This is a genomic window from Roseateles sp. (assembly GCF_039929605.1).
GTDB lineage: Bacteria > Pseudomonadota > Gammaproteobacteria > Burkholderiales > Burkholderiaceae_C > Pelomonas.
In genome coordinates, this window is sequence record NZ_JBDSQX010000009.1 from 34745 (window position 1) to 45991 (window position 11247).

The 11247-nt window shown below is 70.5% G+C and carries 8 protein-coding genes; 3 read left to right on the plus strand and 5 right to left on the minus strand.

What is annotated here, in order from left to right:
• Nucleotides 1–79: 79 nt before the first annotated feature.
• Nucleotides 80–682: a hypothetical protein gene (locus ABIS05_RS01460; protein WP_348009612.1), complete on the minus strand. Its 603-nt coding sequence runs from the start codon at nt 680–682 to the stop codon at nt 80–82.
• Nucleotides 683–791: 109 nt separating this feature from the next.
• On the opposite strand from ABIS05_RS01460, the gene ABIS05_RS01465 reads away from it, so the two are divergent.
• Entirely contained in the window at nt 792–965 is a 174-nt protein-coding gene (locus ABIS05_RS01465; protein WP_348009613.1) for a hypothetical protein, read from the plus strand.
• A 7-nt stretch (nt 966–972) separates the two neighbouring features.
• Here the strand turns inward: ABIS05_RS01465 and ABIS05_RS01470 are convergent, their stop codons facing one another.
• Nucleotides 973–1851, minus strand: a complete 879-nt coding sequence (locus ABIS05_RS01470) for a 2-dehydropantoate 2-reductase (protein WP_348009614.1) — start codon at nt 1849–1851, stop codon at nt 973–975.
• A gap of 120 nt (nt 1852–1971) precedes the next feature.
• On the opposite strand from ABIS05_RS01470, the gene ABIS05_RS01475 reads away from it, so the two are divergent.
• Both ABIS05_RS01475 and ABIS05_RS01480 read left to right on the plus strand, forming a co-directional pair.
• Complete coding sequence (locus tag ABIS05_RS01475; RefSeq protein ID WP_348009615.1) at nt 1972–3642, plus strand: AAA family ATPase; 1671 nt, start codon at nt 1972–1974, stop codon at nt 3640–3642.
• A gap of 6 nt (nt 3643–3648) precedes the next feature.
• Nucleotides 3649–4299, plus strand: a complete 651-nt coding sequence (locus tag ABIS05_RS01480; protein WP_348009616.1) for a general secretion pathway protein GspB — start codon at nt 3649–3651, stop codon at nt 4297–4299.
• 26 nt (nt 4300–4325) lie between these two features.
• Here ABIS05_RS01480 and ABIS05_RS01485 read toward each other — a convergent pair whose 3' ends face one another.
• From ABIS05_RS01485 to ABIS05_RS01495, 3 genes are all read right to left on the minus strand, one after another.
• Complete coding sequence (locus tag ABIS05_RS01485) at nt 4326–6431, minus strand: site-2 protease family protein (RefSeq protein WP_348009617.1); 2106 nt, start codon at nt 6429–6431, stop codon at nt 4326–4328.
• 6 nt (nt 6432–6437) lie between these two features.
• The gene (locus ABIS05_RS01490; RefSeq protein WP_348009618.1) at nt 6438–7832 is read right to left on the minus strand and encodes an HlyD family efflux transporter periplasmic adaptor subunit; all 1395 of its coding nucleotides are present in this window, start codon (nt 7830–7832) and stop codon (nt 6438–6440) included.
• A 17-nt stretch (nt 7833–7849) separates the two neighbouring features.
• The coding region (locus ABIS05_RS01495; protein WP_348009619.1) for a putative Ig domain-containing protein at nt 7850–11247 on the minus strand (3398 nt) is incomplete at its 5' end.

An 11247-nucleotide genomic window follows, 5' to 3' on the forward strand; every position in this document is an offset into this window, starting at 1 on the left:
CCGGTGGCTACCGGGTCACCGAGACATCGGACCGAGGCGTGGTCTTCGACAGCCCTTCGACGCTCCGCAAAGTTGGTGTTCACGCGTGTCGGATAGATCGAAAGACTTCACTCGTCTGAACGGCCGCTGCTCGGCGGTCGCCAAGGTCGACCAGTTCATCAAGAGCCCTCAAGCAGGACTGCGCCATCTCTGCTGGCAATGGCTGCGCCCGCTCGCTGAAGCGCTGAATCAGCGCGGCCAGGCGGGCCGCAGCACCGGTGACGCTCCAGCCAGGCTTCTTGCCGTCAGCCCGGAACAGGTGCTTCAGGTTCTCCGCAAAGTGTTGAGCAGGGTAGTGGTCAAACGACCGCTCGCAGAGGGACAGCCAGGCAAGTGCAACGGATGCAGTCGTGCCGTGAGCGATAAGCAGCGGCTGGAACACCGGGATGATGATCTCCACGTCCTCCCAGCGTCCGTTTGCGAATCGCACGGCTAGCGCAGCGTGCTTGAAGTCGGAGAAGAAGGCGTCCTTGACCATCTCCTGAATGGCTCGCTCCGTGCGCCCCCGGCGGTATCTGCCTTCGTTGTCCCAGTCTCCATCTCGAATCAGCCGGTCGACGATGCGCTTCGCCGGTTCCAGTGCCACAGGCGAGATAGTCGGCGCGTCGGCGACAGCGCAGACCAGCGTACTCAGGTAGGTCACATATGCCGCGAGCTTCTGCCGGCTAGGTGGCTCGACTAGATGGTGTAGCTGTGCCTAACCGTCTTGCGGCCACTTGCCTCGCCATAGCACGGGCTCGAAAGTGGTTCGCGTGTTCATGAAGGACCGCGTGCCGACCGGTCGCTACCATGACTTCGTGACGGGTTTCGTCGCGAGCGACGCCGAGGTCTGGGGCCGGCCCAGCTCGGTCGCCGTGCAGAAGGACGGCTCTTTGCTCGTGGACGACGACGTGACCGGCGAGATCTGGCGCGTCGCGCCGAAGTGAGCAGGCTCTAGTCGACTTCCAGCAAGCTGGCCTCCAACAGCGCCACGACCATCTCGTTGGTGGGCGTGGTAATGCCGTGCTTGCGGCCCAGTCGAACGACGACGCCGTTGCGGGCGTCGATCTCCATGGCGCGACCGGCCACGCGATCCGCATGCATGGAGTTGATGCCAGCCGGGTTCGCGCGACAGCCCTCGACGATCGAGGCGACCAGTGAGTCGTCGATGACAGCGCCCTCGGCGCGGCCCACGGCGATGGCCTCGGAGATCAACTGCCCCATCAACACGGCGACACCAGGATGCCGTGCAATCACGGCCGGCCTCTGCAGCACGGCCGAGAAGGCGCCAGCGGCATTGACGCAGAGCTTCTTCCACACCTCGGTCTTGAAGTCGCTCGGCTGGCTCACGTCGATGGCGGTGTGCGCGAAGAGCTCAGCGAAGCGGGCACCCAGCGCGCCTTGCGGCACGCACATGCGACCGCGGCGGTGCTGGGTGACGCGACCCGGTGCCGTTCGGGCCGCAGGGATGTCCACCATCACTGGCAGCAATTGCTCCGGCGGGAAATGCGCCTCGAAGCGAGCCAAGTGCTCCACGCCGTTCTGCAGGATGGCGAGCTTGGTCTCGCTTCCTGCGAGGCCGGCCAGGCTGCTGGCAACCAGCGCCGAGTCATAGGCTTTTGTCGTGACGAGCACCCAATCGTGGCCGCGCAAATCGACTGCCTGAGACAGCCGCTGAGGCGCCGCGAGCAGCAGCCCGTCAGGCGTTTGCACCTCGATGCCATCGAGCTGCGAACGCGCGACAACAGCCAGCCGATGCCTCGCATCCTGAGCCAGCCACGCCAGCACGGTGCAGCCGATTGCGCCTGGGCCTACAACTGCGATATCTGCCATGGCTTCTCCTGCTCGGCCCTGCGCGGCATCTTCCGTTTGATCTGACGGGCAGCGCGCTGTCGGGCGCTCACCTTGCTGCGCGATTTCGTCGCTTCGGTGGGATGGTTATCCTGCCGCCCCATGTACGCGCCCTTCTTCGGCTTGAAACAAGCGCCGTTCTCCATCGCGCCGGACCCGCATTACCTGTTCATGAGCGAGCGCCACCGCGAGGCGCTGGCCCACCTGCTGTATGGGCTGGACGGTGGTGGCGGCTTCGTGCTGCTCACCGGCGAGATCGGGGCCGGCAAGACCACCGTTTGCCGCTGCTTCCTGGAGCAGATCCCGGCGAACTGCAACGTCGCCTATATCTTCAACCCCAAGCTCACCGTCACCGAGCTGCTGCAGGCGATCTGCGACGAGTTCCACGCCCAGGTGGCCGCGGGCGCGCAGACGGTGAAGGACTACCTCGACCCGCTGAACGCCTTCCTGCTGGCGCAGCACGCTGCGGGCCGCAACAACGTGCTGATCATCGATGAGGCGCAGAACCTCTCGGCCGACGTGCTGGAGCAGTTGCGCCTGCTGACCAACCTGGAGACCAGCGAGCGCAAGCTGCTGCAGGTGGTGCTGATCGGCCAGCCCGAGCTGCGCGGCATGTTGGCCCGGCCGAAGTTGGAGCAGCTGGCGCAGCGCGTGATCGCTCGCTTCCACCTGGGCGCGTTGTCCGAGGCCGAGACGGCGCTGTACATCCGCCACCGCCTGACCGTGGCCGGCCTCACCGGCGCCTTGCCTTTCGACCGGAAAGCGCTGCGGCTGATCCACCAGCTCACCCGCGGCGTACCGCGCCGCATCAACCTGCTCTGCGACCGCGCGCTGCTGGGCAGCTATGCCAGCGGCCAGACGCAGGTCACGCCGGCCATCGTGCGGCAAGCGGCGGCCGAGGTGTTCGACGCGCAGGTCCCGCCTCGCGCCAAGCGCGGGCCGGACCCGGTCGGCATGGCCCTGGCGTTGCTTGCGGCGGCCGTTGCCGGCGCGGGGCTCATCTGGGGGCTGCAACAGCAATCGCGGGCGGGGCGCGGCGGCAGCGCAGCGGCCCCTGCCGCGTCGGCTGCGCCGCTGGCCGCGAGTGCCGCCTCGCAGCTGCTGGCGGCCGCCAGCAGCCCAGAGCCCGGCCCCGAGCCCGCACCCGAGCCCCTCCACTTGGCCGACTGGACGGCCGGTGACGCCGACGCCTGGGCAGGGCTGGCGCAAGCCTGGGGCCTGCCGCTGCCGCCCCAGGCCGACCCCTGCACCGCCGCCGCTCAAGCTGGCCTGCAGTGCTACCGAACGACCAACGGCAGCCTGTCGCTGATCCGCCTGATCGACCGCCCGGTGCTGCTGACGCTGCGGCGCCCCGGCCAGCCGCCGGCCCTGGCCGCGCTGGTGGGGCTGGACGGGCAGCAGGCCACGCTCGTGGTGGACGGCACACCGCGCCGTGTCGCACTGGCCGAACTGGCCGGCGCCTGGCGCGGTGAGTTCACCACCTTCTGGCGCGTGCCGCCGGGCTACGTCAACCGGGCCGACAACATCCGGCCGCTGCGCGAGTGGCTGGCCGCTCAGCTGGCCCGCATGCCCGGCATGGCTGTGCCGGCACCCTCGGCTGCCTCCGCGCCGTTGGGCTGGCCCGAGGTGTCCGCCCAGGTCCAGGCCTTCCAGGCCACCCAGGGCCTGCAGCCGGACGGTCTCGTCGGCCCCATCACGCTGATGCTGATCAACCGGGCCGCCGGCGTGGCCGAGCCGCGGCTGGCGCGGCGAACCCCAGAATCGACCGACTGAGCCGCCATGTCCTACATCCTCGATGCCCTGCGCCGGGCCGAAGCCGACCGCGAACGCGAGCGTGGCCAGGTGCCGGGCCTGCACACCCAGGCCACGTCCGGCAGCACCGCACCGGCCGCTGGCCGGCGCCGCTGGCTGCCCTGGGCCGGCGGCGGCCTGCTGCTGCTGGCCGGCATCGGCGCCGGCAGCTGGTGGGCCAGCGGCCAGCACGAAGCCCCCGTGCCGACGTCTCTGCCGGTGCAGCCCCCCGCGCCCGCTCCGGCGGCCCTCGCGGTGCCTCCCGTCGAGGTCGCCCCGCCGCCGCCTGCAGCCTCGAGCTCGCCTTACCTGCCGCCCGTGCCACCGCCCGCTGCGATTGCCGCACCGGCGGCCGCCGCCGTGCCCGCTCCGCCAGCGCCAGCGCCAGCGCCCGTGCCAGTGGCCGAAGCCCGCATCCTGCGCCTGGCCGAGCTACCAGAGAGCTTGCGCCGCGAGTTGCCCAAGTTGGTGATCAGCGGCTCGGTCTATTCGGACGACCCGGCCAGCCGCTTCGTCATCATCAACGGCGAGGTGGCGCGCGAAGGCGCCAAGCTGGGCGCCGACCTGGTGCTGGAGCAGATCGGCACGCGCGAACTGGTGCTGCGCTTCAAGGGCCAGCGTTACCGGCAACCGGTCTAGTTCAACGGGCGCCGGCGCCGTCTGCTTCAGAACCCCGCTTCTCGCCAGAAGACGCTCATGACCTGGTCGATGAACCGCCTCAGCAAGGGCTCCGGCCGGGCGCTCATGACCACCGCGCCGCGCCAGGCCTGTTCGGCGTGGTCCTGGCCCGAGGTCGTTTCCAGCACCACGCGGAACACGGCGGACTCCGGGCTGAAAACCTGGCCTTGCTCCCGCACCAGCACATGGCCACCGAGGTGGCTGGCGAGCATGCGCTCGTTGAGTGTTCGCGAGGCGTCGCGCTCGATGGTTTTCACGCGCAGGTGCAGCGTCGGGCCGAGCAGGGCGTCGACGACGAACAGGCCGGCGTCACCCACGGCGATGCGGCGCACCTCCTTCTCGTCGACATAGGTGATGACCTGGCGCGCGCCGGTGGACACGAGGCGGCCGAGCACTTCGTCCTTGGCCACCCAGTCGCCAGCGCGCAGATCGGGGTCGGCGTCGACGAAGCGGCCGGCGAAGGGCGCCGCGGGCGCATAACGCTGAGCGTCGGCGGTGACGGTCTGCGCCTCGGCGCGGCGGGTTTCGAGCTGCCCGGTGGCCAATTGCCAATCGCGCCTTTGCTGGGCATCGAAGGCGGCGGCGGCGATCTGGCCTTGCACGCCCGTCATGCGAGCGGCGGACTGCAGCGCGCGCAGGCGCAGCAGCGGTGATTGCACCTCGAACAGCACCGCGCCCGCGGGCACTGCGTCGCCATGGTGGAAGGGCAGCGCCGTGACCTGGGCGCCGGCCGGCGCGTACAGCGTGAGCTGCTCGGCCGGCTGCAGCAGGCCCGTGCCGGTGACGCGGCCCGGCAGTGGCACCAGCAGCAGGCCTGCCAGCGCGCCAGCGCCCACCAGCAGCGCCAGGCGCCGGTGCCGGCCTATGCGGGCGCGGCGCTGCCACCAGGCGCGCAGCTCGCCCCACACCGGCGAGGCGATGAACCACACCAGCTCCACCGCGAACAGCAGGATGCCGACCGCCTTGATGACGAAGTGATAGACCAGCACGGCAATGCCGAGGAAGAGCACCAGCCGGTACAGCCAGGTGGCCCAGGCAAACGCCACCAGCCAGCGCGTGCGGCGTGGCGGTATCGGCTCGGGTGCCGGCTCGCCGAAGCCGAACAGCCACTCGCGCAGCCGCCAGCGCGCCAGCGCGAATGAGCGGGCGTGGAGGTTGGGCATGTTGAGCGCGTCTGACAGCAGGAAATAGCCGTCGAAGCGCATGAAGGGGCTGGCGTTGATCAACAGCGTCGAGAGCCACGTGGTGCTGGACAGCAGGAAGGCGACCGTCCTGAGCGGGCCCTCGGGCAGCCACAGCCAGGCCAGCGTCGCCCAGGCGGCAATTGCCAGTTCGGCGCAGATGCCGGCGCCGGCCACGGCCATGCGCTGGCGGGCGTCGGGCAGCTTCCAGACCTCGGTGGTGTCGGTGTAGGCCACCGGCCACAGCACCATCAAGGCCACGCCCATCGTTGGCACCCGGCAGCCGAAGCGCTTGGCGGTCACGCCGTGCAGGAACTCGTGCACCGTCTTCACCGCGACGACGGCCACGCCGTAGGCCGCGAGCCCTTGCCAGCTGAACAGGTCCACCAGCGTGGACGCATAGGCATCCCACTGCCGCGAGACGCCAAACAGCCCCAGCAGGCCGGCCGTGGCCGTGGCCCACAGGAAGGGCCGGCCGTACAGCCAGCCCAGGCGCGGCGCCAGCCCGTCGAGCAGCGCGTCGGGGCGCAGCAGCGGCACGCGGAAGAACAGGTAGTGGTGCAGCAGCCAGGTCCAGACGCTGCCGCGCTGGCGCTGCTTGCGGGCGGCCAGCTCGCGGGCCTGGCCGCCCTGCGGCGCCAGCAGCTGGTTGGCCTGCAGGAAGTCGATGAGGCCGGTCACATCGGTGGCATCCACCGTCAGCGTGGTCTCGTCGGCCACGGCAGCGAGGACGGCCTCGGGTGAACCCAACTGCCAGCGGCTCAGCAGCTCGAAGCTGGCCCAGTCGAGCTGGAAGAACTGGTTGCGCACGGGGTCGTGCAGCGTCCAGCTAGGTTCGCCCCGTGCCCCGCGCGAGCCGGGGTGCAGGGCCAGCTCTTCGCGCAGCGGCGGCAGGGTCGGAGCGGCGCTCATGCCGGGTCAGACGGCGAGGTACTGGCGCACGATGGCCAGCGGCCGGCGCAGCACCCAGTAGGCCAGCGGCACCCAGCCAGCCTGCAGGCGGCCGGTGCCCTTCAGGCCGATGCGGTGCTCGGTGGGCGCATTCAGCCGGGCGCGCACGCGGTAGGCGTAGCTTCCATCCGGGCGCTGCACGGCGTCGTGGGCGATGTAGCGCAGCGTGGCGGTCACCGGGTCGAGTGGCGTGGCGGCGAGGTAGAGCTTGAGCTCGGCGCCGGCCGGCAGGGGCAGCGCGTCGCCCACCGGCAGCCAGGCCTCGACCTCGACCTGATGCGGGTCCACCACGCGCAGGATGCGCTCGCCGGTGTGCACCGGGCGGCCTTCCCATTCCGAGGGGTCGTCGAAGATGGCGATGCCGTCGCGCGGCGACGCCACCCGGGAACGCTGGAACTGGTCATCCAGGAACGCCGCCTCGGCGCGCCTTTCCTCGATGCGGCCCTGCACCGCAGCCAACTGGCCCTTGGCGCGCGGGTCGGCGAGGGCGATCTGGGCGATCTGGCGGTACTCCATCTCGGCCGTGGCCAGCGCCTGCCGCGCCACGTCGAGCCGGCTGGCGATGGGTGCCTCGTCGAAGTTGAACAGCGCCTGGCCGCGCGTCACGGCCTGGTTGGGCTGCACCTGGAAGCGCTCGATGACGCCGTCCAGCGGCGCGCGCACGACCGCCGCATCGGCGGCCACCAGCTCGGCCGGCGCCAGCACGGTCAGGCGCACCGGCAGCAGCACCAGCACCAGCAGGGCCAGCCCGATCAGCACCGGCCGACGCCGCCACCGGACCGGCGGCGTCGCACCGCTCTTCGGGGCAGGCTCATGGCGCAGCAAGGCCTGCCACCAGGCGCGTGGCCGGTCCAGGCTTCGCCAGCAGTGGGCCCAGACATGCAGCCACTCCTGCAGCAGCGGCAGGGCGGCGTCGGGGCAGGGGTCGTCCAGCGCCAGCACCAGGCCGCCCAACGGCGGCTGGCCAGCGTCGCCCGGCACGGGCAGCCACAGGCCCTCGCCGGGCAGCCAGTCCGCCCATTCCGCAGCCAGCGCGGGCGGCAGCTGGTGCCGGTCGATGGCGACCACGGCCGCCGCGGCACTTGCCGGGTTCGCGCCGTGCAGATGCGCGCACAGCTTGCGCAGCCACTGGGCATACGGCGCATTGAGGTCGGGCTCCAGCACGCCGGACAGGCCGCGCAGCCCGGCGCCGTCCAGCCACAGCGCTGCCTGCCGGTAGTGCAGCAGCCGGCGGCTGTCGTTCAGCAGCAGGAAGGCCAGTTCGTCACGGCTGCGGGCCTCGCGGGCCTGGTGGGCCAGGTCCAGCAGCTGGACGAGGGGATCGCCAGCGCCGTGAGATGCCGCCCCTTCAGGGCTTGCCATCGATGTCTCCTCGGCGTTCAGCTTCGCGTCGAGCCGCCAGGCTCACCTCGCGGGCTGCTGGCAAGCCGTTCGGCGAGCCCGCTGCGTTGCTGCAGGCGCGCGTGGCGGAGCTGTTCGCTCAGGGCCGGCCGCGCGGCCAGGCGCTCCGGTGCATCGCCTTGCCGCTGCGAGGTCGGGCGCACCGGCTGCGCGGGTGTGGTCTCGCGGCCGGGTGCGGGCTGGGCGTCGCCCGGGGCATCGTCGACGCGGATCTCCAGTTGCGTCGAGGCGGCCTGGCCGCGGCTGTCGCGCACGGTCAGCACCACCTGGATCACGCCATGCACCGACGCTGGCACCCGGCCGACCAGCTTGCCGGTCACCGGGTCGAAGCGCAGCCAGGCCGGCAGCGGCCGGCCGTCCGCAAGCCGGGCTTGCACGGCAACGCCGCTGTCGGGCGCCGACAGCAGGAAGGACGACAGCGGCAGCTCGATGTTGCGTTGCGTTCCACCGCCGCTGATGTTCAAGGTGTCGAGCTGCGCAACGACCTGCAGGGCCGGCGCGTTGCTTGCCGCAGCCGGGGCTGGAGCGGCGGCTGGTGGCGTCTCCACGACGCGGGTGCCGGTGTTCAAGGACACGGCCTCCGGCTGCAGTTGGACTTCCAGCGCGATGCCCGCTGGCGACGGCGTGAAGAAGGCAGCGACCGGCGCGGGCGGCGGCGCAGGCGCTTCCACCACGATGACCGGCGGGCTGCTGGGCGGGGGCAGGACGGGCGGCGTGGGCGCGGGCACCGGCGGCGCTTCGACGCCGGCAACCACCGTCAGCGTGAAGTCGCTGGGCGCTGCGGCGCCGCTGCCGTCCGTGGCGGTGACGCGCACGGCGATGGCGCCCGCGTCGGCGTGGGTGGGTGTGCCGGAGAAGGTGCGCGTCGTCGCGTTGAAGCTCAGCCAGGCCGGCAGCGCCGCGCCGTCGGCCAGCGTTGCGGCATAACTCAGCGTGTCACCGGCGTCGACATCGGCAAAGGCGCCGGCCGGCACGGTGAAGCTGAAGCCACTCGCCTCGATGGCCGACTGCGCGGCGATGCCATTGCTGGTCGGCGCGTCGTTGGTGTTGGCCACCGTCAGCGTGAAGTTGCTGGACACGCTGGCGCTGCTGCCGTCGGTGGCCGTGACCTTGACGGTGATGGCGCCGACATCGCCGTTGTCTGGCGTGCCGCTGAAGGTGCGCGTCGCCGCGTTGAAGCTCAACCAGCCTGGCAGTGCCGAGCCGTTCGCCAGCGTCGCGGCGTAGGTCAGCGTGTCGCCCGCATCGACGTCCGCGAAGGTGTTGGCGGGCACGGTGAAGCTGAAGGCTGCGTCTTCGGTAGCGCTCTGCGCCGCGATGGCGATGGCCGTCGGCGCGTCGTTGGTGTTCGCCACCGTCAACGTGAAGCTGCTGGAGGCGCTGGCGTTGCCGCCGTCGGTGGCCGTCACCTTGACCGCGATGGCGCCGACATCACTGTTGGCCGGCGTGCCGCTGAAGGTGCGCGTCGCCACATCGAAGCTCAGCCAGCCTGGCAGCGCCGAGCCATCGGCCCGCGTCGCGGCGTAGCTCAAGGTGTCGCCCCCATCCACGTCTGCGAAAGCATTCGCCGGCACGGTGAAGCTGAAGGCGCCGTCTTCGGCGGCAGCCTGGGTGGCGATGCCGTTGCTGGTCGGCGCGTCGTTGGTGTTGGCCACCGTCAGCGCGAAGTTGCTCGACGCGCTGGCGTTGCTGCCATCGGTCGCCGTCACGCGCACGCTGATCGAGCCCACGTCGCCGTTCTGCGGTGTGCCGCTGAAGTTGCGCGTCGCCGCGTCGAAGCTCAGCCAGCCCGGCAGTGCTGAACCATCGGCCAGCGTCGCGGTGTAGCTGAGCGTGTCGCCGGCATCCATGTCGGCGAAGGTGTCGGCCGGCACCGTGAAGCTGAACCCGCTGTCCTCAGCAGCACTCTGCGCGGCGACGGCGATGGCTGTCGGCGCATCGTTGGTGTTGGCCACCGTCAGCGTGAAGCTGCTCGACACGCTGGTGCTGCTGCTGTCGGTGGCCGTGACCTTGACGCTGATCGCACCGACATCGCCGTTGGCCGGCATGCCGCTGAAGGTGCGCGTCGCCGCGTTGAAGCTCAGCCAGCCCGGCAGTGCCAAGCCGTCTGCCAGCGTTGCGGCGTAGGTCAGCGCGTCGCCCACATCGGCGTCGGCAAAGGTGTTGGCGGGCACCGTGAAGTTGAAGGCGCTGTCTTCGGCCGCCGACTGCGCGGCGATGGCGATGGCCGTCGGCGAGTCGTTGGTGTTGGCGACGGTCAGCGTGAAGTTGCTGGAGACGCTGGCGTTGCCGCCATCGGTCGCGGTGACCTTGACGGTGATAGGGCCTACGTCGTCGTTCAACGGCATGCCGCTGAAGGTGCGCGTCGCGGAGTCGAAGCTCAGCCAGCCCGGCAGTGCCGAGCCGTCGGCCAGCGTCGCGGCGTAGGTCAGCGCGTCGCCCACGTCCACGTCGGCAAAGGTGTTGACTGGCACCGTGAAGTTGAAGGCGCTGTCTTCGTTGGCCGACTGCGCGGCGATGGCGATGGCCGTCGGCGCGTCGTTGGTGTTGGCGATGGTCAGCGTGAAGCTGCTGGACGCGCTGGCGTTGCTGCTGTCGGTGGCGATCACTTTCAACGAGATCGCGCCGACGTCGTCATTCAACGGCATGCCGCTGAACACGCGTGTCGTCGCGTCGAAGCTCAGCCATGCCGGCAATGCCGAACCGTCGGCCAGCGTGGCGCTGTAAGTCAGCGCGTCGCCCACATCGACATCCGCAAATGCATTCGCCGGAACGATGAAGCTGAAGGCGCTGTCCTCCGTGGCGGCCTGCGCAGCGATGCCGGCTGCGGTCGGCGCGTCGTTGGTGTTGGTCACTGTCAGCATGAAGTCACTGGGCGCGCTGGCGTTGCTGCTGTCGGTGGCGATCACTCTCACGGAGATTGCGCCAACGTCGCCGTTGGCTGGTGTACCGCTGAACGTACGCGTCGCCGCGTCGAAGCTCAGCCAGCTTGGCAATGCCGAGCCATCGACCCGCGTCGCGGCGTAGGTCAGCGTGTCGCCCACGTCGACATCGGTGAAGGCATTGGCCGGCACGATGAAGTTGAACGGGCTGTCCTCGGTCGCAGCCTGTGCGGCGATGCCGTTGCTCGTCGGTGCATCGTTGGTGTTGGCCACGGTCAGCACGAAGTTGCTGGAAGCGCTGGCGTTGCTGCCATCGGTGGCGATCACCATCACGGCGATGGCGCCGACATCACCGTTCAACGGCGTTCCGCTGAAGGTGCGCGTTGCGGCGTCGAAGCTCAGCCAGCCCGGCAGCGCGGAGCCGTTGGCCAGCGTGGCGCTGTAGGCCAGCGAGTCGCCCACGTCGATGTCGGCAAAGGTGTTAGCCGGCACGG